This window comes from Paenibacillus sambharensis (assembly GCF_003233845.1).
In the GTDB taxonomy this organism is placed as follows: domain Bacteria; phylum Bacillota; class Bacilli; order Paenibacillales; family Paenibacillaceae; genus Paenibacillus_I; species Paenibacillus_I sambharensis.
The window spans coordinates 91,897-116,407 of record NZ_QKRB01000054.1 but is presented as its reverse complement, the minus strand read 5'-3'; the positions used below and the strand labels follow the sequence as shown (position 1 = coordinate 116,407).

Below are 24,511 nucleotides of genomic sequence, written 5' to 3'. Positions count from 1 at the left end.
TGCCGGCTTACTGCAGCAGCGTCGGTATATGCTCCTCATTCGGATCATGATTGGATTTGTATGGATAGCCTCCGTCATAAGGATCAACATGCACCTGAACCTCGCTTAAGTGAATAAAACGCTTGAGCAGATGCTCCCTGACACGTCTGGCTATTTCGTGCCCTTCCTGAACCGTTATTCTTGGATTGACACTTATTGTGACTTCCACGGCAACATAATGCCCTTGTTCCCAGGCTGACAGCGAACCGATGGCGATAACCCCATCCATCCGCTGTACAGCCGCTGACAACTCCGCTTCATCTGTCTTCGCTAAGCCAGAGGCTCTGGACGATGCAAGCCCGCCGGCCAGCTGACGATAGCCGTTCCATGCTACAGCGGCCCCGACCGCGAAGGCCGCTGCCGGGTCGCCATACAGAAGCATGGACACATCCAGCTGACCGCCCAGCCATGCGGTAAACGTCCCCAGCAGAACGACAGCGGATACGTACATTTCAGCTGCAGCACGGCCCTTCTCCGGGAAGAACAGGATCTTAAGAAGCCAGGCCGCCGTTATCACAATCATGGCCGCCCCATGAGGCGCTTCTACTATCCCGTCCGCAGTAAACCGGACCGCCGATATGCAAATTTCGATTCCGACGATGAGCAGCAGCAGTGAAATAACAAGCGTAAAGGCCTGATCACCGCCAGCCTGCCTGCTCTTCAGGTCGGCCGGACGCCGCTGATCCTGCTTGATTTGACGCTGCTGCGATACAGAAGACGCATAATCCCTGGCTAAATCCGTCGCACTGCGGAAGGCGTCTGCAAGCAATGCTTGGCTGCCTGTGAACCAGCCAGCGCCTCCCTTAAGCAGGGCAAGTCCGGCATTTCCCCACAGATTTTTGCTTCCCGCGGATGGTTGTCCAAGTGTCCCCTGCTTTCGCAATGTGCTTCACACCTTTCTAGCCGGCTGTTTGGGTATTAGCCGGTGTCTTCGGTTTTTGCTTATTCTTCAGCACAAGCCACAGCGGACTTGCGATGAAGATGGACGAGTAAGCGCCGCTGACCAAACCGAACAAGATAGCGAGCGAGAACAGCTTAATCGACTCGCCGCCAAACAGAAAAACGCAAAGCGCGGTTACGAATACGGTAGCGACGGTATTAATCGAACGGGTCATCGTCTGCCAGATGCTCTCGTTGACAAGTGCCGCAATATCTTCCTTCGATTTCAGCTTCGCAAACCGCATGTTCTCTCGTATGCGGTCGAAGATAACGATCGTATCGTTAATGGAATAACCGATAATCGTCAGCACAGCCACGATGAATGGAAGATTAACCTCCAGTCTCAGAATGGAGAACAGACTGATAACGATGAAGGCATCATGCAGCAAAGCAACAATAGCTGCCACCGCAAACCGCCATTCAAACCGGATGCTGACATAAATAATGATCCCGACACTGGCAAGTGCAACCGCCATCATGGCATTGGTCTGCAGCTCACGTGCCATCTGAACATCTACGGTATAGACCTCCGCTGAAGCCTTCGGATCAAAGGTATCTGCGAAGCCTTGCTTAAGCTGCTGTTCTTCCTGATCAGTCAGGATGTCATCAAAGCGGATCGAGACCCGCTCAGCGCCAACAGTCAGTGTATATCTGCCAAGATTCTGCTCATCCAGGAAGGACTGGATTTCTTCCTTCTGGTCCTGAAGATTCTTCTGAACGGCCAGGTCCATACTGGAGCCCGCACGGAAATCTACCCCATAGTTCATGCCGAGGGCGGCAAGCGTGATCACACCAAGCACTGTAATGGCAATCGAAAATAGAAAGAAATACCGGCTCAGCTTAATGAAATCAAATTTACGCAAATTATAATGCACGGATTTCACTCTCCTTCACACCAAACAGCGCCTTGTTCTTGATTATGTTGCTGCGAATCAGCAGATAAAGCAGGAGGCGCGAGTACCCGACATTCGTGATAATGCTTATGATGATACTCATGATAAGAACCACCGCAAATCCCTTAACTGCACCAGTACCGATCATATAGAGCACACTGCCTGCAATAATGGTCGTCACATTCGCGTCCATAATCGTGCGAAAGGAATTACGGGAGCCCGCCTTCAGAGACGACAAGATGCTCTTGCCGCTGCGAAGCTCTTCCTTGATCCGTTCATAGGTAATAATGTTCGCATCTACTGCCATGCCGATACCAAGAATTACAGCCGCAATACCCGGGAGGGTGAGTGTTACCTCCATCAGCCAGACCCCAACAAGCAGGAGCCATATATATGCGATGAGGGAGATCGATGCTACCAGTCCTGGAAGGCGGTAGAATACCAGCATAAACAGCAGCACAATGGCCGATCCCAGAATACCTGCAAAGACAGTCTGCTGAAGGGACAGTTGTCCCAGCGTCGCGCCGACTGACTGCGTGTACCGTTCCGTTAATTTGAGCGGCAGCGCGCCAAGGTTAATAATGTCGGCAATCTTCTTGGCTTCTTCACGTGTGTAGCCGCCTGTAATCTCTGCACTGGAGCTGTTGATTTCACCCGAAACGGAAGGAGCTGAAAGCTGCTCCTCATCCAGATAGATCGCCAGCTGGTTTTGGCCGAGCGGCAGCCTGGCTATTTCCCGGGTAATTTCTGCGAATTTCGAGGCGCTCTTCAGCTTCATTGTAATTTTCGAGCCGCCTAAGCTGTCTTGTTCAACATTCGCTCCGTTCTCCACGAAGTCGCTGCCTACCAGCTCCACCTTACAGAATCCGGCTTCCGGCGCACATCCGCGCATACTCCGGAACGTCAGCTCCGCGGGACGCTTCAGCGTCTCACGAAGCTCGGCCTCATTGGCTACACCGGCAATTTTGACACGAATCCGGTTGTCGCCTTCTGTTACTACTTCGGGCTCCGTCACCCCAGTAGAGTTAATACGGCTCTCCAGACTTCTTGCCGTCTCATTCAGAGAATCCTTTGTCACTTCACCGCCCGGCTCCAGCGGCTCCGCCTCGTACAAAATTTCAAACCCGCCTTTAAGATCCAGACCCAGATTAATGTCACGCACGAGCCCCGGACTTGTGACCGCAACAGCGCCGAACGTAACAACCACAATCAGGATGAAAGCCAGCATTCTATTCATTGCCTTCTTGCTCCCCCTTGTCTACTCAATATTCCCATTATAACGACGCTTGAAATTCGAGTCAAAAAAAGAGACCCGACTTCTAGAAGTAGGTCCCCTTGTAAGCGCCTAAGGTCAAGAAATTCATAAACTGCGTCGTCTTAAGCGATAAGATATCGTTCACGATTTGATGCAGCGCCGGCATTCCTGTCCGGCTGTATTTCTCACTGACGCAGTCCCATACTTCCCTGCCTGTTACATGCTCATACCCGATTAGTCTGAATTCCTCCGCCTTGCTCTCGCAAAGCGATTCCACCAGCTGTGTTAGCTCCTCATCGGTCAATGACTGTTCCGACATCGTCGCAAGCCTCCCCGATATTCCGTCTATCCGTTACTTATTCGCTGCCCCGCAGCATTATCCTGCTGAACCCAACGATTTACTGAAATGTTGGCATGCGGCAAGACAGGCTGCATACATATGAAATATAGGGCACGGACAGGCCGGCCCGCCAGCCTTCCATAGAGATGAGGGGACGTAACCTTGAGCAAGACGAAGCAAACATTTATTAAAGGAGCTATGATACTGCTCGCAGCCGGGATCATTAACCGCATACTCGGATTTATCCCCCGCATTGCCCTGCCGAGAATTATCGGAGCCGAAGGCGTGGGTCTGTTCCAGCTGGCCTATCCGTTCATGATCGTGCTGATCACGATTGTAACCGGCGGAATTCCGCTTGCCGTTGCCAAATGGACCGCTGAAGCGAAGACCCAGGGAGACGAAGAACGCGTCCGGATTATTTTCCGCACAGCACTGCAGCTCACCTTAACACTCGCAGTCCTGTTTACGGCCGCTGCTGTCCTTCTTGCACCTTGGATCACCACTCACATCCTGACTGACTCCAGGGTTTACTTCACATTCTTATGCATGAGCCCAATCCTCGCCATCACAGCGGTCTCTTCCGTGTACCGCGGTTATTTTCAAGGATGCCAGAATATGGTCCCGACAGCTGTGTCCCAAATCACCGAAACGGTTGTCCGCATCATCTTCATGCTGCTGCTCGCCAGCCTGCTTCTGCCTTACGGGCTTGAGTGGGCGTCGGCAGGCGCGATGGCAGGTGTGATCATAGGTGAACTGATGGGCCTCAGCGTACTGTATATTCAGCACAGCAAGGACCGCAGAAGCCTCCATTCTACTCACTCGCCAGCAGCAGATCTGTCTCAGACGGACGATTCGAAAACCGTTAGCCCCAAGGAAATTGCTCTGACGCCGCCTGCCGCCCGTGAACCTTCAGCTCTGCGCAAGCTGCTCGGCTTGTCTGTGCCCGTAACCGGCAGCAGATTGGTCGGCTCGCTGTCTTATTTGCTTGAATCCATCTTCACCATGCGCAGCCTCGCAGCAGCCGGTGTGATGACCGGAATAGCGACAGCCCAGTATGGCGCACTGCAGGGGATGATTATCCCCGTCATTCTCCTGCCCACTGCATTGACTTATTCCCTTGCAGTCTCACTCGTGCCTTCGCTGTCTGAAGCGGCTGCCAGAGGAGACAGAGCGCTTATTCACAAGCGTCTGCACCAATCCATGCGCCTGGCTCTCGTATCAGGGGCGCCATTCGCTGTAGTCATGTATTTATTTGCGGAGCCGATCTGCCGGCTGCTGTATGACCATGCTGAAATTACACCCATGCTGAAGTTAATGGCCCCTGTCGCGTTATTTGTTTACCTTCAGGCTCCTCTCCAGGCTGCCCTTCAGGCCCTAGAGAAGCCGGGAACCGCTCTGATGAACACCTTCATTGGTGCAGCGGTCAAGCTGGCGCTCATTGCTCAGCTCGCCTCATTGCCCCATCTCGGTATCAACGGAGCACTTATAGCCATCAATGTAAACATCGTGCTGGTGACGCTGCTTCACGGCATTGGTGTACTTAGGGCAGTCGGCTTCCATATGAAGCTTCTTGATTTCATTAAGGTGGGATCAGCTATGATTATTATGGGGGCGGTTTCCCGTCTGACGATGAGCAGCGCGCCGTTGCAGGCCGAATGGCTGAACCTGCTGATCGCTTGCACGGCGGGCGCTGCAGTTTATTTGCTACTGATGGTGTGGATGAATATTATTGACCGGCATGACATGGCCCGGGTTCCATACTTTGGCCGCTTCTTTAAGTAACTCGTTCGGGGGCGGAACTTGCCTTAAACCATCAGCTGAGATTTTTATCACCCAGAATATACAGCTCCCCCCGGAAATTAATCGTACACCAGCACACCTGACGGATACCCTTAATTCCCTTTAGCGTCACTTCACGATTCAGCCAAAACCTGGTTTTACCTGTCTGCCTGAGGTTCTCTTCGATAACTTTCCCCTCAGAAATAAGCAGCAGGGGCAGCTTTTCGAGCCGGTATGCCGTCTTGCCTCCTTCCGCTGTCCTGTTACTTGCCAGTGACACGTGTGAATCCAGATACGGGTGCGAATGATCGCCCCCGGCAAGCCCCAGCCTTCCGCCGCTTCCAGCCAGCAGAGCAAGTACACCGATTAATGCAGCGACCCAGATCACAGCCACTAGAAACAGCAATAGCAGTACTTCATACAAGAGCTCCAGCCTCCCCGACCGGTTGATGGTCACGCTGCGTCTTGGCTTCCGGTAAGCGGTAGTTTAGCCTGCTAAGGAGTCCCTCATGCAAATTAAAAACAGGACAACTGTTCTAATTATCCGGCAGAAGCAATAAGGTGTAAAAAAGGCTTGTCACAGCCTCTAAGGAGGAACGACAATGGTTAATCCAATGAGAAGTGTATCAAAAGGTGTTACGCATGTACGCAAGGGCTCTGCCCTGCTGGTCGGAACGGTTATCGCAATGATCTGGCTGATGGCAGGTGCACTCCTGCTGTCTCTTATGCTCCGTTACAGCGGCCTGCAGGAAACAAGCCTGCAGCTGTACGCCTGGATACTGCACAGCTTGTCCGCACTCGCCGGCGGCTTTGCTGCCGGACGCAAGTCGGAGAGCAAGGGCTGGTATCAAGGGGCCGTCACCGGCGGCATTTATGCCATTCTGATTATCGTCACTGGCTTCCTGGCAGCCAATGCTCCGTTCACGACCGAGACATTCATGCTTCTGGCCGCTGCCGTACCAGCTGGAGCTGTTGGTGGAATGTTTGGCGTTGGAACCAAAAATAATTAGGGAACTGGTCTTCAGTCGTATAGTTCTGCCGCTTCGTTCTATGCTATACTGGCATAGTTATTGAAGTGAACTATACATTTCAGGAGGACCTCCTAAACATGATCCAATACGCGTCCATGCAGACGGTTACGTGGCTTACGGCCTTGACCGTCTTCATTTTATTGTGGGCCGGCACGCGCACTTTTCCATTAATTCCGGTTATTCATTTCTTGAAAAAGCTTGCATCGTCGCCCCGTTATCTGCTCCATTTCGGAGCCCTGCTAGCGATATTGTTCCTGAACAAGTGGGAATTAACGCTGGAGGAGAACATGAATATTTCCAGCGACTTTACCGGATTTATTCATTCACTTGAAGGCGGCTTTGTCAGCGGGCTCCAGAATCTCTTTTATGCCCCCTGGATGACGTCCTTCCTGTCCTTCATGTACTTGATTGTCTTTCAGTCGCTGCTTATCGTCTCGATTGGTATCTATACCTATAAAAAAAATTATCAGCTGTTCTATGCGACCTGCTATGCCGTTATGTTAAATTATCTGATCGCCATCCCCTTCTACTTGTTCTTCCCGGTGAAAGAGGTATGGGCTTTCGATCCTACCGTTCAGTTCCGCATGCTGGACGTGTTCCCAAGCTTTGAATCGCAGTACAGGGAGCTGTCAGGACTTGATAACTGCTTCCCGAGTCTCCATACCTCGATGTCCGTTACGATGGCGATGCTGGCATTCCGCTCAGGCATCAAGGGGTGGGCATGGTTCTGCGGGATCAGCGCCTCGATTATTATTTTCTCGATCTTCTACCTCGGCATTCATTGGCTGACCGATATGCTTGGCGGTGTAATGCTCGGATTATTCGCATCTCTAATGGGCGTAAGAATCGCCCAGCTGCGGTCTCTTCCTGGCAAAGCACTGGGTAAAGTCGGTATGCTGTACGCCAGAGACGAAGCCAAGTAAGCTTAGTTCTCCAACAAGACAAGCGGTCCCCGGATATCATCAGATTCCGGAGACCGCTTGTTTTGGATATAGGCACACAAAAAAAAGCGGTCCGGCCGTGAGGACGTGAACCCGCTCTTGTTGCTTAGACTTTCTCAGTTACAGTTTCTGATGCTACGACATTGTTGATCGCACTGCGCTCAAAGGTAATCTTCGTCGCATCGTTAACGCGCAGGACAACCGTGTCATCTGTCAGCTCTACAATCGTACCATGCATACCGCCGATCGTGGTAATCTTGTCACCCTTCTTCAGCTGGTTCAGCATGAGGTTGCGCTGCTTCTGTTTCTTCTGCTGCGGACGAATAAGCAGGAAATAAAATACCGCAAACATCAGAACGAACGGCCAAAGCATTTGAATTAGACCACCGCCGGCTGGGGCTGCTGCATCTGCTAACCACATATATATCCCCCCTTTCAAAAACCTTTCTCATTATCGACAAGGCCGTACTTATCAAAGAAGGAATCCCGGAAGTCAAGCAGCCGGTCTTCCATGATGGCTTGGCGTACGTCCCTCATGAGCTGCAGCAAAAAGTGCAAATTATGATACGTAGTCAGACGGATACCGAAGGTTTCGTCCGCTTTCAGCAGGTGCCGGATATAGGCACGGGAGTAATTCGTGCAGGTATAGCAGCTGCATGCCGGATCAAGCGGCCCCAAATCCTCAGCAAACTTCGCATTGCGGATAACGAGCCTGCCTTCGCTTGTCATCGTTGTCCCATTACGGGCAATACGGGTCGGCAGAACACAGTCGAACATATCAATGCCGCGAATAGAGCCTTCAATCAGGGCATCCGGCGAGCCTACACCCATCAGATAGCGAGGCTTGTGTGTCGGAAGCAGAGGAACCGTATGCTCTAATACCTCATACATGACGGCTTTTGGTTCACCTACGCTCAATCCTCCAATAGCATACCCCGGGAAATCCATGGAAGTCAAATCAAGCGCGCTCTGTCTGCGCAGGTCCTCGTAAGCGCCTCCTTGCACGATCGCAAACAAACCCTGGTCCTGCGGGCGGCCATGTGCCTTCAGACACCGCTCGGCCCATCTTGACGTACGCTCAGTCGACTGCTTCACGTATTCATATTCCGCCGGATAAGGCGGGCATTCATCGAAGGCCATCATAATATCGGAACCCAGCGCATTCTGGATTTCCATCGCCTTCTCCGGTGAAATGAAGAGCTTGTCCCCGTTCAGATGCGAACGGAACTCTACCCCTTCCTCCGTAATCTTCCGGCGCTCACTCAGACTGAACACCTGAAAGCCGCCGCTGTCTGTCAGAATCGGACGGTCCCAATTCATGAACTTATGCAGTCCGCCTGCCTTCTTCACCAGCTCATGGCCCGGTCGAAGAAACAAGTGGTAGGTGTTACTAAGAATAATATGCGCATCCATTGCTTTTAATTCCTCAGGACTCATCGTCTTGACAGTCGCCTGGGTCCCTACGGGCATGAAGGTCGGCGTTTCAATGATGCCATGCGGGGTATGAACCCGGCCCAGCCTTGCTCCCGATTGCTTGCATTGTTTGATTAATTCGTATGTTATCGCCACAGTCACTCATCCAATCCTAGTATATGAACATCGCGTCGCCGAAGCTGAAAAACCGGTATTCCCTTTCGATGGCCTCGGCATAAGCCTTCATCGTCAGGTCCGTCCCCGCAAGCGCGCTGACCAGCATGACCAGCGTGGACTTTGGGAGATGGAAATTAGTCAGCAGGGCATCTGTCAGGGTAAACCCATAACCCGGGTAAATAAAAATATCCGTCCAGCCGCTGCATGCCTGAATATGGTCGGCACCATAGCGGTTGCCAATCGTCTCCAGCGTCCGCGCTGACGTCGTGCCCACTGCAACAATACGTCCGCCCCGCTCTCTTGTGTTCCTGATCAGTCGGGCATTCTCTTCACTCAGCTCATAATATTCCGCATGCATCACATGCTCTTCCACCTTGTCGACGGACATGGGCCGGAATGTTCCTAGCCCCACATGCAGGGTGACAAAGGCAGTCTCCACCCCAGCTTCCCGGAGTTCTTCCAGATATTCGCTGGTAAAATGCAGCCCTGCCGTTGGTGCGGCGGCAGAGCCTTCGTGCTTGGAATATACCGTCTGGTAACGTTCGCGGTCATCAAGCCTCTCTCTTATGTAAGGAGGCAGCGGCATCTCGCCCAGCTGGTCCAGAAGCTCATGAAAGATGCCTTCATAAACAAACTCAACCGTGCGGGCTCCCATATCGCCTTCGTCGCGTACAATCGCTTTCAGAAGCGGAATTCCTTCGGCTGATTCCCCAAAATGAAGCACAGTGCCGACCTTCAGCTTCTTGGCTGGCTTAGCCAGCGTCTCCCAGCGGTTGTTCTCCTCCTGCTTGAGGAGGAGAAGCTCCACTTGGCCGCCCGTATCGGCCTTGACGCCATGCAGCCTGGCGGGCAGGACACGGGTGTCATTCAGAACCAGTGTATCTCCCGGACGCAGGTATTGCTTCAGGTCCCTGAATATACCGTGCGTTATCGTACCGGCCTTCTTATCCAGCGCCAGCAGCCTTGATGCCGTACGCTCCTTAAGAGGCGTCTGGGCGATCAGGTGCTCCGGCAGGTGAAAATCAAATTGATCTACATTCATCCGCTTATCTTCCGTCCTTACTGATAGTCACATTATTATAATAGTATTTCAAAATATACTGGTAGTCATACCCTGCGTCGGCAAGGCTGCGCGCACCCCACTGCGACAAGCCTACACCATGCCCGTAGCCTGTGCCTGTAAACCGGAACGACGGGTCCTTCGTGGCTGCCCGGACCGTTCCTTTCCCGCTCATAATATACAGACCCGGGTCATCCAGCTTAACCGGCTTGCCGTCTGCCCCAATCGCATAGACTGCGCTGTTATCCGGCTTTTGACGGGCAGCGCCGCTGCCGCCCAGGATGGCATAGCGTCCGGTTTCATCAACCTGGAACCGGGTGCTTGGCAGACCTCCCAGGGCAGAGCGCAGCGTGTCGGGTGTCTTCACATCCAGCTTCCGGCCGTTAACCAGCAGCTCGGTTACACGCCCGGAAACACCCCGCTTGCCGACTTCCAGCGTTGTAACCGGCCCCGCAACCGCTGTAGCAGACTTTCCGCTCATCGATTTCAGGAGTGCTTCAGGGCTGAATGGTCCTCTTACCCATGACATTTCATTGGACTGGACAGCCTTCTCAAGCACCGCGACCCTTGTGCCGGTATTCAACCGGGTTACCGGCTCCACACTGCTCTGGACAAGCGGGATAGGGCGGACAGCCGCTCCATCCGTCTTTACCGACATCACATCAAGTCCTGTCAGAGTCTTCGATCCGGTCGGGGCGAGCAGATCCTCCCGGATATAGCCGGTCCGGCTGTCTGGCAGCGCTACCCGGTACCAGTTGTACAGCCCCTTCTCCGAAACCTCGTCAGAGCTTGGCACCGACGTTAAGTAGGCTACGGGATTCCCCCAAATTTCCGCAGCATCGGCAGTTGCTCCTCCTGCGCTTGAGGAGAAGAGCGCTTCAATCAACTTTCCCTTGTGCAGCATGACCTCGCCTTTTGTCGCATCGACTGCTGCAATCGTCTGCTCCTTCTCGTAGCCGATTCCCCCATAAGCCTGGCTCAATACGCTGTCCACCACATGAGCGATCTTAAAGCCGAAGCCCTGGTAAAGCGCATAGGTTCGTGCAGCCACCGCCTGGGCTTTCAGCGACTCGGCCGGCCAAGAAGCCGGCATTTCCCCGCCCACCACCGAATACAGATACTGTTCAAACGGGAGCTCGTTAATGACGGCCAGCCGCTTGTTGAAGCCGCTGATTTCAAAAGCGCCGCGGTATGTCCGGTTGTACCGCTCGGTAAGCTTCACACCCCCGGGACCTCCCGCTGCAGAAACCCAGACCTTCGTTCCTTCCTGCGGCAGCGCGAAAGACACCCCTGCCTTAGCAGATTGGCTGATCGTATGATCGTTCACGATCCTCAGATAAGCGCCTGCTGTCGGATCGAACAAGTTCAAGGAACCGTAAGCGGTAATCTTCGCGGCCGCGGTCTTTACTGCATCTAAGCCTGTCTCCGATGCCGCAGCTCCAACCAGGACGCTGTAGCTTGCTTGTCCATCCGCTGCAGAAGGCGGCTTGACTGCAGGGAAGGCATCTATACCCGCCGCTCCGAATGCCTGAGCCGCTTCGCGTGCTTCGGCCAGCGTGCCGAATGAGCCCGCTTCAAGGCGATGGGGCCCTGTTACTAACATCCCGGCTCCTGCGGCTCCGGACAGCGCCGTATCCTTGCTCCACTTTTCCAGGGCTGCTTGGGCAAGAGCTGCTGTCGTATAACTGCCCTCGAGCACCTGGTATACGATCTTGCCGTTCTTCGGCAGTGATTGAATCATCCCGCTCCCCGAAGAGGTCTGAAGACGCTTGTACGCAGCTGCCGCCACGGCTAGATCCGTTGTCTCTGCAACACGCACTTTATAGTCGTCCAGCATAAACTGTGTCTGCTCGTTCGCTGCAGTCTGCATAACTGCAACCGTTCCTCCCGGCTCCCGGAAGCCGATATCAAGACCTGCAGCTCCCGATAGCGTAGCAGAAGGGGTGTTAAGCGTATATTTGCCCGGAAGCTCCATAAATATGGCCACGCGGATATTATCCAGTGCCGGAACAGCTGCCTGCACCGGAACCCTGTAGGCCACTGTACCGGCCAGGGCCACTGTCAGCACCATGAACCAATAGGCCAGCTGTCTGCTATGCTTGCTTCCTGGCAGCCTGATTCCGGAACCCTGCTGTGCTCGGCCTTTCTCAGGCATACCCCCGGTCATTCTCATTCCTTCATCCCCTTCCTGTCTTCGTTACCGTCCTGGCGGGGGATGGCGCATGCCCCGCCGGCACAGCCCTCGTCTGCACGGCCGAACCAATCATACCGGCGCCTGGCCACATACCGGTAAACCGCATCAGCAAGGAGCCTCATGCCTGGAATCCGGTAGAGCCAGGCCAGCTGCCGCAGGCCGCGTACCGTTCTCATAATGCGCACGATTCCATCCGCTCCAGCGTACACCCCGCCTGCAGCATCCACAACATGCAGCTTCTCCAGCAGTGCCTCTCTGTCAAGCGATGCGGCGCCAGGTACTTTCGGAGCAACCGGCTCATCAAGCGACTGCAGCGGCACATATACCAGCTCGGCGGAAGCGTGAAGCTGCTTCAGACGGGCCACTGTTTCGCTGCACAGCACACAGGTCCTGTCATACAGCACATACAGCGTCTCCTTCGGTATCCCCGTTGTTCCCAACCAGAACCCTCCCTCTGCGGCCTCCGTATATCCCGTGTTCATGGTTTCAGCAAGTGTGCCACAGCTGCTCCTCTAGACTAGAACAGCGTCTGTTCATCCTCGTTCTTCTCGCCAGGGACAGGCAGGCCAAGATGCTTATACGCCAGCGGCGTCACCATACGTCCCCGCGGAGTGCGCTGCAGGAAGCCGATCTGCATCAAATAGGGTTCATACACATCCTCGATCGTCTGGCTCTCCTCGCCAATGGTCGCCGCAATCGTATCCAGGCCGACCGGGCCGCCCCTGAAATTCGTAATCATCGTTCTCAGCATCTTGTGGTCAATCTGGTCAAGACCCATCGGATCAACCGCAATCAGCTCCAGCGCATGCTTCGCCAGCTCGTAAGTGATCATCCCGTCGCCTCTGACTTGAGCGAAATCGCGGACCCGCTTCAGCAGCCTGTTGGCGATCCGCGGCGTCCCCCTCGAACGCATTGCAATTTCGCGGGATGCTTCGCCAATCATCTCAACACCGAGTATATCGGCGGCGCGGGATACGATGAAGGCCAATTCGTCCACGGTATAAAACTCAAGCCGGCTGACAACACCGAACCGGTCTCTGAGCGGCGAAGAAAGCAGTCCTGCTCTTGTGGTAGCGCCGACAAGCGTGAACGGCGGCAGGTCGAGCCGCACTGAACGGGCGCTCGGCCCCTTGCCGATCATGATATCAAGCGCAAAATCCTCCATCGCCGGGTAGAGTACTTCCTCGACAGTCCGGTGAAGACGGTGAATCTCGTCAATGAAGAGAACATCGCCTTCCTGCAGATTCGTCAGCAGGGCAGCCAGGTCTCCCGGCCGCTCAATAGCGGGTCCTGATGTCGTCCGCATATTAACGCCAAGCTCGTTGGCGATAATATTGGAGAGGGTTGTCTTGCCAAGCCCCGGCGGACCATACAGCAGAACATGATCCAGTGCCTCTTTCCGCATTTTGGCCGCTTCTATATATACCTTAAGATTCTCCTTGACCTGCGATTGTCCGATATACTCGGCCAAGTAACGGGGACGCAGGCTAAGCTCAACCGCCTGGTCCTCCATCATCAGGTTGGCGGATATAATTCGGTCGTCCATTACTCAAGCCCCTCCCGTCAACCTTTAAACAGCTGCTGAAGCGCACGCTTCATTAACGCATCTACGGATTCATCACTGCTGACCGAGGGCTCCAGCTCCGCCCATGCCTTGTCCAGCTCGGACGCGGTATAGCCAAGCGCCGTGAGCGCTTCCCTTGCTTCCTGCCAGGCCGCACTGCCGGCGCCGGAAGCAGCAGCTGATGGCATCTCGTATGACGAAAGCTCGGAAGCATCCATGGGATGGGCTGCCAGCTTATCCTTCAAATCCAGTATCATCCGCTGAGCTGTCTTCTTGCCGATACCCGGCAGCTTGGTCAGGAACGCCAAATTCTCCTGACGGATGGCCGCCACGACGGTATCCGGTGTCCCGGCAGCGAGGACGCCGAGCGCCACTCGCGGGCCGATCCCCGATACTTCCAGCAGCTTGCGGAAGAACTGCTGCTCCTCCCTGGTCGCGAAGCCGAAGAGCAGAATTGCATCCTCCCGCACATGATGATGGGTATAAACCGTCACCTTCTCCTCTTTAGCGGAGAATGCATAGGGGTTCGGCGTGAAAACTCTGTACCCGGTATCATGAACATCCACTACAATATATTCCGGCTCAATATGAGCCACCATTCCTCTTACAAAATCGATCATGGACGCGTCACTCCGTTCGTTTTCTGCAGCAGAACAGCTGAATGGGCATGGCAGATCGCAATAGCCAAAGCATCCGCCACGTCATCCGGCTTCGGAATGGCAGCCAGCTTAAGGAACATGCGGACCATTTCCTGGACCTGCCTTTTCTCCGCTTTGCCGTATCCCACAATCGCCTGTTTGACCTGCATAGGCGTATATTCAGCCACTGCGATCCCGCGCTGAACGGCAGCGAGAATAATGACCCCTCTGGCCTCGCTGACCGTAAACGCGGTGGTCACGTTGCGGTTGAAGAACAGCTTCTCCACCGCAACGGCGTCGGGCTTGTACTTATCCATGAGTGCGCCAACCGATTCATAAACCTGCAGCAGCCTTGTTTCCTGCGGCGTTCCCGCCTTCGTTTCGACCATGCCGTATTGGACAGGAACCAGTCTGCTGCCGATCTTATCTATAAATCCAAAGCCAACAATGGCTATTCCCGGGTCAATCCCCAACACTCGCAAGCTATTCTCTCCCTCATCAGCCGATGCTGTCCTAAGCTTCATCCCATTATAGCAAATGTTCGTACTCATGAGAACAACCCGCATCAGCGCGGGTTTGAAGACACAGCAAAAAGAAGCGCCGGAAAGCGCCTCTAGCCAAACACTATTGCAGCCGATCCAGCCGCCTTCAATAGGTTAAATCCTGTATCTCCCTGTTCTCCGGCAGCGCATAATCGCTGAAGCTGGACAATACACTGTTGAACTCCTCACGGTCCGTTACGCGAATGCCTTCATGTAGCGCTCTGACCTGCTCCTCCGGCAGACTGCTCTCCATAAACCGGACATCGAGCTGATAGAAGGTACGCAGCACCTGATTGCGGGATGGTGGCCCTTCAAAGAGGGAGAGATAATCGTCCTTGCTAATCCCGAAGACGGCACTTTCCTTACAGGCCGGCGACAAATCGTCGATCCGCTCTTCGATTACGACTGTTCCCCCCGGGTCCATAACAGCCGTCCAGCCTGGATTGCTCCGCAGCATCCCGATAATCTGACTGCTTGTCCGCAGACCGACAGCCTGTGATTCCTCTCCGCACAGATAAATCCGCCTCATGCTGACCGGTAACGGCTGCTTGTTCTTGCGCAGCGCTTCAATTACACTTGGCTGTTTCTCCTCTAGCTTGGGCTGAATTGCTGCACGATCCGCTGCGACCCGCACTTCCGCTTCATATCTGGGCGCTGCCTGTGCCGGCAGAGCAGCTGCCAGGACGCCCGCCAGTACTGCCAGTCCCCCTATGGACGCAAGATGCCAGGTCGGCCTCTTCCGCATGCGTAGACGCTTCTTCAACTGCTTCCAAAGGCTAAATCCCATCATAAGGAAGTCTCCTTCAAAAATCGATTTTCCCTATTGTTTCCTTGGTATGCATAGGTTATGCACAGGAATCAGATCGGTCTGGAGCGGCAGCCATTTCCATGACAAAACGAAACAAGGACTGCACCCTCATCCACTGTAGGCGCAGTCCGTTGCATGAACACTATGCAATCTATTGATTAATCCACGGGCCCCTGCTGCGCGTTCTGCCGGCAGTCTTCTTCGGGACGGACTCCTTCTTGACGGAGCGGACAGAGGCTTTGCCTGGCTGCTTCCGGGAAGACGCGCGCGCCGGCTTCTTATCCTCTGCCGCCGGTGCCGGAGCATCCTCTCCATCCCGCTTATCCGTACTGCCATAGTCACCCTGCTGCTCCCTGCTGCCCGTTCCTGGATCAATACTGCCCGCTTGGGCCATGAGAGGTGATCCCGCTGCTCCTGGAATGCCGAAGCCCGGATTGCCGAAGCCTGTAAACACAGGCGGTGCACCTGCGCCCATCCCTATTGCTGAAGGATAGCCGGCTCCATACACGGAAGCCATGCCGCCCTGGGCCGGCAGTCCATCCGGTGTCCAGCCTCCCGGATATCCTGGCGGCATCATTCCAGGGGCGAAGCTCTGCGGCGGTTGAGGCATCATCATGCCGGGCTGCATTTCTGTGCCAGGCGCAGGCCATTCTGTCATGCCGCCAGGAAGCATACCCTGCTGGCCGTACTGTCCAAACTGCCCATAAAGACCCGGCTGGCCAGGCTGCACGGCCTGCGTATCAAAGTAGCCGGCATGAGCAGGATGGCTGTGCCATCCGGCCGCAGCAGACGGACTGCCCTGAGCACCAGGCCATACACCCGGTTCAGGCGTGTGCTGATAGGGGGATATAGCGCCAGGACCTTGCGGCATATGGCCGGCCTGCTCGCCATGGTAGCCCCATCCTGCGACAGGAACCGTTCCAGGCGGGCAAGGGTAAAGTACAGGTACTGTGCCAGGAGGACAAACAGGCATCGGCGGACATACCGGCTGTTCAACCGGTTTGACATACTCCGGACAAGGCGCCGTTTTCTTCTTCTCAGGCATCTTGGGCAGTTCGAACATGACCTCTGCGGAAGGCACCTGAAACTGCTTGAACAGATCGATATGCACTTGATGCTTGACCTGGTAAGCCTGCGGCTTCACCTCTACCTCAGGAAGCTTCGTCTCGGGAAGTTTAGGCGCGGTCGGCAGCTTATCTGCAGCTGGTCCGGTATAGATTTTATCCGGACTCCCATGCCCGGACAGCTCCTTCAGCTCCGGCATAACCGCCGGATTCTCTGTCTCTGCCATCGCTTTCGGAATGTTGACAACCTCACCGGTCATCAGAACATTGGGGTTTTTCAGCTGCGGGTTCGCTTTAATCATGTCGGAGAGCGGAATTCCCCAAGCCTTCGCGAGCTTCCACAGCGTATCGCCCTGTGCAACAACATGCTGATGGACCCAATCGCCTGCCGGCGCTTCAGGCTTCGTGCCCGGAATCTTCACCTTCATTCCTACATCAATTACATCTGGATTCTCAATTTCCGGGTTCAGCTTTACGATTTCATCCAGTGTCACGCCATGTTTTTCTGCAATTTTATACAGCGTGTCACCTTTTTTGACCATATGGATTTTCACGTGCCGAATTACCTCCTGTCACGGACTTCTGTCGCGGCGGCTCTGCCTGGCTTCTTGCAGGGCACCTGCCGTCATTCATTACATCCTATGCAGGAGAGTAGGCGTATGTCCCCTAAAACCGTAAAAAAAGCTCAAAAAAATGATACGGATTGTCCCCATGGGGCATGTACGCCATCTGCAGCGTCAGCACAAAATCCTATTAGAAACAGCAGAAGCGCCCGCCGGCAGCTGCTTGCTGTCGAAGAACGCTCCATCCTGTATGAAATCCCGCCACACTGCCATGACACTCAGCAGCGCTGGCCCGCGTTAAGCGCTTCTCGGCCCGATGGCTCGTAAGCGAAGGTCGGGTAACTGCCAAGCACACGCACCTGGCACCCGAGCGCCTCGATCTCTTCGATCGCGGCTGCCAGCAGAACCGTATCAAGCGACATGGCAATATCGATAAAGAAATAATAATTGCCAAGCTTCTTCTTCGTCGGACGGGATTCTATCCGTGACAGGTTGATTTTCCGCCAGGAAAAAGCCGACAGCACCTGGTGCAGCGCACCCGGGAAGTCCTCCGGCAGCGTGACCAGGATGCTCGTCTTGTAATGCTCGGAGGACCGGGCTTCGAACGGTCTGCGGCCGATCAGCCAGAACCGGGTAAAATTGTTGTTATGGTCCGTTACGCGCTCCTCTAGCACGTCAAGGCCATGAAGCTCTGCCCCACTCTTGGTGCCGATTGCCGCCCAGCCGGCTCCCGGATTTTCCTTCACCAGCCTCACCGCTTCCGTTGTGCTGCTGACATTCTCCCATTCCGCATGCGGAAGATGTCTGCGAAGGAAGCCGGTGCACTGAGCCATTGCTACTGGATGGCTCATAACCTTCACGATCCGGCTGTAGTCCGTTTTACCGTCCCCGCTGCAGCATTCACTGCTGCGGCCGATCAAATTCTGCACGGAGGGATAGACCCACTCTGCTTGGATGGGCAGATCCACCTCATGTACCATCCAGTCGCTGTGAAGACTGACAGAGCCTTCGATCGTGTTCTCGATAGGAATGACACTGTAATCGGTCGATCCCCCGTCTGTCGACAGGAACACATCCGCAATCAGCTTATGGTAGGCAAAGGAAGCCTCGGCTCCTTGAAATAAATAACGGGCCGCATCATCGGATGTTGAACCCTCTGGCAGAAGCGCTACTTTAATCATGCCTTTACTTCTCCTTTGATCCGTTCTATGAACGGCAACCGCTCCGGGGTTTCCTCTAGAACGTTAATAGCAGGGCCATGCAGACATGGCTTCAGCCATACAAGCGACGCCTGAATCCCCTCCGAGCCCAGGGACTCCAGCATGAAGCGCTCCAGCTCTGCCTTCCGGCTGCTTCCCGCTTCCACCAGCGCGAGCAAAGTCGGTCCCGCTCCGCTGAGTGCTGCTCCAAGCGCTCCATAATCTGCAGCATGCGCCAGAATATGCGACATGCCCGGTATAAGCGCGGCACGGTATGGCTGGTGCAGCCGGTCGCGCATCGCATCCTTTATTTTGTCCAGCCTACCTGCCGCCAGAGCGGCTACCAAGAGAGAGCTCTTGCTCACGTTATAGACCGTGTCAGCTTTCGTGAACGTATCCGGCACCGCATGGCGGGCCTTCTCCGTTGACAGCTGGAAATCCGGGATCGCCACCAGCACTTCAAGTAATGGATGCGGCTCCAACCGGATATAATCCGCCTTATCGCCGTCCCATGATGCCACAATAATGCCGCCAAACAGCGAGGCTCCCACATTGTCAGGATGTCCTTCAAGCTTCGTGGCCAGCTGGAACAGCCGGTCTTCCGAGAGCGGGCTGCCGATCATCGCATTCGCCGCTGTCAGAGCAGCGATAATTGCGCTTGCGCTGCTTCCGAGGCCGCGTGTAAGCGGGATATCGCTGTACATGGCAATGTCCAGCTCCGGCACCGTTACCCCTGCCTCATCGAATACCAGCTGTGCCACCTTGAAAATCAGATTATCCTTATTTTCCGGAATGCCGTTCAAGTGATCCCCGTAAAGCTTAATCCGTGTCCCTTCATCCGCTGGTCCCATCTCAATCCAGCTATACAGCGGCAGCGCCATGCCAAGCGTATCAAAGCCCGGCCCAAGATTGGCCGTGCTGGCAGGCACCTTAACGAGTACCCGCCGCCCCTGCATTACGCTTCACCTTCCAGCTTGCGGATGGCTTCCATAACAGCCGCTTCGGAATCCTCCACCACTACCGGCTCGGCGTTAACACTCTTAATCGCGATGTTCGGGTCCTTCAGGCCGTGACCGGTCAGGACGCAGACAACCGTCTCCCCGCCGCGGAAGACGCCTTCGCGCTTCAGCTTCATAACGCCGGCGATCGAAGCCGCCGATGCCGGCTCCGCAAATATTCCTTCACGTCCTGCAATTGTCTTGTAGGCATGCAGGATCTCTTCGTCCGTTACATAATTAATCTGGCCGCCCGATTCTTCCGCCGCAGCAACCGCTGTCTTCCAGCTGGCGGGATTGCCGATCCGGATAGCCGTCGCAATGGTCTCCGGCTCTGCGATGGGCTCCCCTTTGACGATCGCCATGGCGCCTTCTGCCTCGAAGCCGACCATCTTAGGCAAGGAGCTGATTTTACCCTGTTCATAATATTCCTTGAAGCCTTTCCAGTAAGCGGAGATATTACCGGCATTGCCGACCGGTATGGCCAAATAATCGGGTGCCTTGCCAAGCTGGTCGCTCACTTCGAACGCTGCCGTCTTCTGGCCCTCAATCCGGTACGGGTTAACGGAGTTTACCAGTGTGATCGGATGCTTGGCCGTTATTTCACGCACAATTTCCAGGGCCCGGTCGAAGTTGCCTTCAATGGCAATAACCTTGGCGCCATAAATGATCGCCTGCGCGAGCTTGCCGAGCGCAATATTATTGTTAGGAATGAGCACGATACAATTTAATCCGCCCCGGGCAGCATAAGCCGCAGCCGCGGCCGAAGTATTGCCTGTCGAAGCACACATGATCGTCCGGCTGCCTTCTTCCATCGCCTTGGCGACTGCCATCACCATGCCGCGGTCCTTGAAGGAGCCTGTAGGGTTCAAGCCCTCATACTTGAAATAAATATCGAGATCCAGCTCATTTGACAAATTTTCCGCACGTATGAGCGGCGTATTCCCTTCATGAAGGGTCAGCATTGGAGTCTTGTCCGTTACCGGCAGCATATCCTTATACGTTTCCAGCAGTCCTAAATATCGCATTTCAAATAACTCCTTTTATAGTAAGTTGGTCTATATTAACGATATGAATCTTATGAATGATCCCGCCACCAGGCAGTAACAAGCCTTAGCCTTCCACCCGGTACGCACTCTTCACCGTCCGGATCACATCCAGCGATTCGAATACCTGAAGCACCTTCTGAATGGATGCCCTGCTAGCGTCATGGGTGATCACAATAATTTCGGCTTCCGGATTGGTCGGGTTCGGCTGCTGCAGAACGGACTCCAGGCTGACGCCGTATTCGGCGAACACCTGCGTGATCTGAGCCAGTACCCCCGCACGGTCATCCACATGAAGGAGCAGGAAATTCTTGCTCATTGTCTGCTCGTCGCTCATCAGCTTCTTGTCCCGGAAAATAGCGGCCGCCTGCTGGCCGTTCACGCCAAGCTTCAGGTTCTTAACAACGGCAACTAGGTCTGCTACAATCGAGGTCGCTGTCGGCATTTCACCTGCACCCGGACCGTAGAACATCGTTTCACCCACTGCTTCGCCATATACGTATACGGCATTGAATACTCCGTTAACGGAAGCAATCGGATGCGTGTTCTTCACCATCGTCGGCTGTACGGTAACGCTGATTGCATCGTTCTCGCGCTCTGCTATGCCGAGCAGCTTCACTTCATATCCGAGCCGCTTGGCATACTGGATATCCTCCTGGCTGATCGAAGAGATGCCTCTGACAGACACGTCCTCAAGCGCAACGTTGGTGCGGAAGCCGAGTGTGGCAAGGATCGCCATCTTGCGCGCGGCATCCAGCCCTTCGACATCCGAAGTGGGATCTGCTTCAGCGTAACCCAGCTCCTGAGCTTCCCGCAGCACGTCGGAGTAGGAAACACCCTCTTGGGTCATCTTGGTGAGCATGTAGTTTGTTGTGCCGTTTACAATGCCCATAATCTTGGTGATTCGATCGGAAGAGAATCCCTCAATCAAGGTGCGGATAATCGGTATCCCGCCCGCCACGCTTGCTTCATACATCACATCACAGCGGTTCTCGCGTGCCTTCGCCAGTATTTCCTGACCATGCAGCGCCATCAAGTCCTTATTTGCCGTGACAACGTGTTTGCCTGAGGCAAGAGCTTCCAGTATATATTCCTTCGTCTGGTTGATTCCGCCCATAACTTCAATAATGACATCTATCTCCGGATTGCGGATCACATCCCAAGGATCATCCGTCAACTTGTCCGCATCAATAGGTACACTCCGCAGCTTGTTCGTGTTCTTAACCGCAATTTGTTCAATGATAATCGGTGAACCGGCCTGGCCAAGCAGATCCTCCTGATGTCTCTCCACGATGCGGACAACACCTGTTCCGACAGTGCCAAGCCCTAGCAATCCTACCTTGACTGGTTTCATACGCTCTCCTCCACGATCCATTTAATCTATCCCTGCCCTATTACCGACACTTTGCGTACTCCGTCTTGTGAACGAATGCTGTCCAGCATTTCCCCAAGCGACGCAGGCATGCCCGATGTATCCACCGAGATTACCACATTGGCCAAACCCTGCAGTGGAATACTCTGATGAATCGTCAGCACATTGCCGTCGGAATCGGCCACAAGCCCGAGCACTTTGGATAAAACACCCGAGCGGTGATCAAGATCCATCGAAACGGTCACAATCCGTTCCCTGCCTAGCTGATTCAAAGCATAGATGCCGTCTTTATATTTATAGAAAGCACTTCTGCTGAGCCCGACACGTTCCACTGCTTCATGTACCGTCTCGGCTTCGCCTCGCTGCAGCATGCCTTTAACTTGCATGGTCTTGACAATCGCTTCCGGCAAAATGTCCTCGCGGACGACATAATAACGATCCGTCATCTATCGTCCTCCTCACAAAGACAACTGTACATCTATAGTGGACATTATATCGAAACAGCCACACGGCCGCAATAGGCAATATTGGGTTAACCGCCCTTCTGTCGCGCTTTCTATTATATCGGAAGGCCAGCTTGCAGCGCGAGAGATTATTAAAGTATTGTCAAATTTCAAACATTTAGAAAGCCCCTATTTATTTTTGATTTTACTGGAAATATAATGTACTTATACCGCTTTATATTTTTATTAATGAGATATAAACACTACGCAAGGTAATGTTTTTATCTAAAATTACTTTATTTTCTAATAAGAAACACGAGAGGTGTGTAATTTATGAAAACTGTTCAAGGCGGCTCGATGAAGCCTTACCACACTGTCAATGACTCTTCACAGAGAGGTGCCCACCGGTTTCTTAAGGCCCTCGATAACAAACTCTCCTTTGCCTTTATCGTCCACGGCTTCTGGGCTATGTTCTGGCTGCTGAACGGGCTCGACAAGTTCTTCAACCACAATTACTTCTATGGCGTGACGCGGGATGAGAAATTCGCCAACTATTTTGCCACACTCAACTTGCCGGGTTATATATCGGCGATCTGCCTGTATGCGATCAGTGTGATAGAGATCCTGCTGGCCATAGCTTTTGTCGTGCTGGCAGTGAAGTCAGCATCAAACAAAAGCCTTCAGTCCCTTGCCTTCAAAATAAGCATGCTGATCTTCTTTGTCTTCTCAGCCGGCGATATTCTGTTCGGGGACAGGGCCGAGCTATGGGAGCACGGCACCTTCCTGATTCTGGTTATGACAAGCTTCATGCTGGTTCAATTTCAAGCCAGACAGGACGAGAAGATGCGGGTCACCTCCTAGAATTCTTAACTCCGTATCTCAACAATCGAAAAAAGAGGTCTTCTCACCAGCGAGAAGACCTCTTTCGTTATTTATACCATTACTTTGGAGGGCTGCATGGATTTATTGTAGGCACGCAGCAGGGTAAACCGGTTAGGGCGGATATGATGCGCTCCCCGCAGGCTGCGTGACAACAGTTCGCTGTCAACACCCAGCTGCAGCGGCTCCGTGAAGCCTCCAACGGTTCTGAGCAGCTGCTTCAGCTGATCAGGAGCAGGGATGGCTCTAATAGCCGCCTCAATCTCCTCCCGATGCTCATGAATGGCCTGGAAGGCTTCATGGTCAGCCGGATCGGACTCCAATGCTTGACCAAGCCAGCCTTCATCCGCCAGCCGATGGTACAGCTCGGAAATAATGGTGCAAGCTACACCAACTTTCGCACCGTGCAGCAGCTGCTTGCGGCCAAGCCGCAGATACTCCATCTCCCAATAGTGGGAGAGATGATGCTCAGCACCCGAAGCGGGATGAGATACGCCAAGAATCAGCATGGCCAGCCCTGATTCGATCAGGGAGTTCATCAAGCTGCGAATCCCCTCCGCATCTCTGCGGGCTATGGACTCGGCTTGGCGCACACACTGCTCCAATGCATCCTTCGTAATCGATTCCGCGAGCCTGCTGTGAGGCTCGCCTGCGGCAATCCTTCCAAAATTCCAGTCGAACAGGGACGTATACTTGCCCAGCATATCACCAAACCCTGCAGCTACGAGCGCCGCAGGCGCTTTAGTCAGAATATCAAGATCCGCGAATATCGCCACCGGAGATGAAGCAGCAATTGTGATTTTGTCACCGCGGATGATGAGCGGCGCACCCTTCGAGTTAAAGCCGTCGACAGATGGCGCAGTCGGCACCGACAAGAACGGCTTATTCATCTTGTAGGCAATAAACCGCACCACATCATGAATCGTTCCTGATCCAGCAGCCACGATCAAATCCGTCGTCTCATGATCGATCTCAAGCATTACCTGAATAATGGTCTGCTCATCCGCAACCACATCCCCGATTGCATTGGGCTTCACCATGACCTGCTTATTAGCAACTCCCGCTTCCACCAGCAGCTCCACAAGCTCATTGCCTGCCGCCCGTGCCGTATTGTCATCAGCGACGATGATAACACGGTTATAGCCATGATTCTGAATGTAAGCCGGCACTCTGGACAAAGCTCCGCTCTCCACCACAATCTCGTCCAGCGTCACGGTATGATAATGCCAGCCGCCCTTATCCTCAGCGACCAGCCGGTTCACTCTCTCTATCATGGTCTCCATCCTTTATCCACCTCTGCTCCGTTTTCCGTTATATTTCCCTTTCAATTCTTTCGA

25 protein-coding genes are annotated in these 24,511 nt (G+C 54.0%); 4 read left to right on the top strand and 21 right to left on the bottom strand.

Going from position 1 to position 24,511, the window contains the following annotated elements; all coding sequences use genetic code 11:
- Positions 1–7: 7 nt before the first annotated feature.
- The 4 genes from DNH61_RS19575 to DNH61_RS19560 all read right to left on the bottom strand — a co-directional run bounded on the left by DNH61_RS19575 (position 8) and on the right by DNH61_RS19560 (position 3,445).
- Positions 8–922 (bottom strand): cation diffusion facilitator family transporter, encoded by a 915-nt coding sequence (locus tag DNH61_RS19575; protein ID WP_111148517.1) that lies wholly within the window; start codon positions 920–922, stop codon positions 8–10.
- Positions 923–938: 16 nt separating this feature from the next.
- Complete coding sequence (gene secF / locus DNH61_RS19570) at positions 939–1,853, bottom strand: protein translocase subunit SecF (protein WP_111148516.1); 915 nt, start codon at positions 1,851–1,853, stop codon at positions 939–941.
- Complete coding sequence (gene secD, locus DNH61_RS19565) at positions 1,843–3,108, bottom strand: protein translocase subunit SecD (RefSeq protein ID WP_111148515.1); 1,266 nt, start codon at positions 3,106–3,108, stop codon at positions 1,843–1,845. The genes secF and secD overlap by 11 nt, the downstream gene beginning before the upstream one ends.
- A gap of 82 nt (positions 3,109–3,190) precedes the next feature.
- A complete protein-coding gene (locus DNH61_RS19560) occupies positions 3,191–3,445 on the bottom strand; it encodes a post-transcriptional regulator (protein ID WP_111148514.1) in 255 nt (84 codons plus the stop codon).
- 219 nt (positions 3,446–3,664) lie between these two features.
- Here DNH61_RS19560 and spoVB point away from each other — a divergent pair, with 219 nt between their 5' ends.
- Positions 3,665–5,248 (top strand): stage V sporulation protein B, encoded by a 1,584-nt coding sequence (gene spoVB, locus DNH61_RS19555; RefSeq protein ID WP_111148597.1) that lies wholly within the window; start codon positions 3,665–3,667, stop codon positions 5,246–5,248.
- A 31-nt stretch (positions 5,249–5,279) separates the two neighbouring features.
- Here spoVB and DNH61_RS19550 read toward each other — a convergent pair whose 3' ends face one another.
- Positions 5,280–5,669 (bottom strand): YetF domain-containing protein, encoded by a 390-nt coding sequence (locus tag DNH61_RS19550; RefSeq protein ID WP_111148513.1) that lies wholly within the window; start codon positions 5,667–5,669, stop codon positions 5,280–5,282.
- Between the two features lie 178 nt (positions 5,670–5,847).
- Between DNH61_RS19550 and DNH61_RS19545 the strand changes: the two genes are divergently transcribed.
- Positions 5,848–6,255, top strand: a complete 408-nt coding sequence (locus DNH61_RS19545) for a TIGR04086 family membrane protein (RefSeq protein WP_111148512.1) — start codon at positions 5,848–5,850, stop codon at positions 6,253–6,255.
- A 98-nt stretch (positions 6,256–6,353) separates the two neighbouring features.
- The gene (locus tag DNH61_RS19540; protein ID WP_111148511.1) at positions 6,354–7,199 is read left to right on the top strand and encodes a phosphatase PAP2 family protein; all 846 of its coding nucleotides are present in this window, start codon (positions 6,354–6,356) and stop codon (positions 7,197–7,199) included.
- Positions 7,200–7,323: 124 nt separating this feature from the next.
- On the opposite strand, the gene yajC is transcribed toward DNH61_RS19540, so the two are convergent.
- From yajC to DNH61_RS19465, 15 genes are all read right to left on the bottom strand, one after another.
- Positions 7,324–7,638 carry a preprotein translocase subunit YajC gene (gene yajC, locus DNH61_RS19535; protein ID WP_111148510.1) on the bottom strand — a complete coding sequence of 105 codons (315 nt, stop codon included), beginning with the start codon at positions 7,636–7,638 and terminating at the stop codon, positions 7,324–7,326.
- Between the two features lie 14 nt (positions 7,639–7,652).
- Positions 7,653–8,792, bottom strand: coding sequence for a tRNA guanosine(34) transglycosylase Tgt (gene tgt / locus DNH61_RS19530; protein WP_111148509.1), 1,140 nt, complete (start codon positions 8,790–8,792; stop codon positions 7,653–7,655).
- 10 nt (positions 8,793–8,802) lie between these two features.
- On the bottom strand, positions 8,803–9,849 hold the full coding sequence (queA, locus tag DNH61_RS19525) for a tRNA preQ1(34) S-adenosylmethionine ribosyltransferase-isomerase QueA (protein ID WP_111148508.1): 1,047 nt from the start codon (positions 9,847–9,849) through the stop codon (positions 8,803–8,805).
- 4 nt (positions 9,850–9,853) lie between these two features.
- On the bottom strand, positions 9,854–12,040 hold the full coding sequence (locus DNH61_RS19520) for a SpoIID/LytB domain-containing protein (protein ID WP_245948267.1): 2,187 nt from the start codon (positions 12,038–12,040) through the stop codon (positions 9,854–9,856).
- Complete coding sequence (locus DNH61_RS19515; protein ID WP_181438793.1) at positions 12,037–12,501, bottom strand: thiol-disulfide oxidoreductase DCC family protein; 465 nt, start codon at positions 12,499–12,501, stop codon at positions 12,037–12,039. Before DNH61_RS19515 ends, DNH61_RS19520 begins: the two co-directional genes overlap by 4 nt.
- A gap of 77 nt (positions 12,502–12,578) precedes the next feature.
- Positions 12,579–13,607: a Holliday junction branch migration DNA helicase RuvB gene (gene ruvB / locus DNH61_RS19510; protein ID WP_111148506.1), complete on the bottom strand. Its 1,029-nt coding sequence runs from the start codon at positions 13,605–13,607 to the stop codon at positions 12,579–12,581.
- Positions 13,608–13,624: 17 nt separating this feature from the next.
- On the bottom strand, positions 13,625–14,245 hold the full coding sequence (gene ruvA / locus DNH61_RS19505) for a Holliday junction branch migration protein RuvA (protein WP_111148505.1): 621 nt from the start codon (positions 14,243–14,245) through the stop codon (positions 13,625–13,627).
- Entirely contained in the window at positions 14,242–14,745 is a 504-nt protein-coding gene (gene ruvC / locus DNH61_RS19500) for a crossover junction endodeoxyribonuclease RuvC (RefSeq protein WP_111148504.1), read from the bottom strand. Before ruvC ends, ruvA begins: the two co-directional genes overlap by 4 nt.
- Positions 14,746–14,911: 166 nt before the next feature.
- On the bottom strand, positions 14,912–15,595 hold the full coding sequence (locus DNH61_RS19495; RefSeq protein ID WP_111148503.1) for a BofC C-terminal domain-containing protein: 684 nt from the start codon (positions 15,593–15,595) through the stop codon (positions 14,912–14,914).
- A gap of 169 nt (positions 15,596–15,764) precedes the next feature.
- Entirely contained in the window at positions 15,765–17,231 is a 1,467-nt protein-coding gene (locus DNH61_RS19490; protein WP_111148502.1) for a LysM peptidoglycan-binding domain-containing protein, read from the bottom strand.
- 287 nt (positions 17,232–17,518) lie between these two features.
- Positions 17,519–18,421: a prephenate dehydratase gene (gene pheA / locus DNH61_RS19485; protein ID WP_111148501.1), complete on the bottom strand. Its 903-nt coding sequence runs from the start codon at positions 18,419–18,421 to the stop codon at positions 17,519–17,521.
- Positions 18,418–19,395 (bottom strand): homoserine kinase, encoded by a 978-nt coding sequence (thrB, locus tag DNH61_RS19480; RefSeq protein ID WP_111148500.1) that lies wholly within the window; start codon positions 19,393–19,395, stop codon positions 18,418–18,420. The genes pheA and thrB overlap by 4 nt, the downstream gene beginning before the upstream one ends.
- On the bottom strand, positions 19,395–20,462 hold the full coding sequence (gene thrC / locus DNH61_RS19475) for a threonine synthase (RefSeq protein WP_111148499.1): 1,068 nt from the start codon (positions 20,460–20,462) through the stop codon (positions 19,395–19,397). Before thrC ends, thrB begins: the two co-directional genes overlap by 1 nt.
- A gap of 85 nt (positions 20,463–20,547) precedes the next feature.
- Positions 20,548–21,834 carry a homoserine dehydrogenase gene (locus DNH61_RS19470; RefSeq protein WP_111148498.1) on the bottom strand — a complete coding sequence of 429 codons (1,287 nt, stop codon included), beginning with the start codon at positions 21,832–21,834 and terminating at the stop codon, positions 20,548–20,550.
- Positions 21,835–21,860: 26 nt separating this feature from the next.
- Positions 21,861–22,298 carry an ACT domain-containing protein gene (locus tag DNH61_RS19465; protein WP_111148497.1) on the bottom strand — a complete coding sequence of 146 codons (438 nt, stop codon included), beginning with the start codon at positions 22,296–22,298 and terminating at the stop codon, positions 21,861–21,863.
- Between the two features lie 330 nt (positions 22,299–22,628).
- On the opposite strand from DNH61_RS19465, the gene DNH61_RS19460 reads away from it, so the two are divergent.
- Positions 22,629–23,156, top strand: a complete 528-nt coding sequence (locus tag DNH61_RS19460) for a hypothetical protein (RefSeq protein ID WP_111148496.1) — start codon at positions 22,629–22,631, stop codon at positions 23,154–23,156.
- 71 nt (positions 23,157–23,227) lie between these two features.
- On the opposite strand, the gene DNH61_RS19455 is transcribed toward DNH61_RS19460, so the two are convergent.
- Positions 23,228–24,457 (bottom strand): sn-glycerol-1-phosphate dehydrogenase, encoded by a 1,230-nt coding sequence (locus tag DNH61_RS19455; RefSeq protein ID WP_245948266.1) that lies wholly within the window; start codon positions 24,455–24,457, stop codon positions 23,228–23,230.
- Positions 24,458–24,511: the final 54 nt, after the last annotated feature.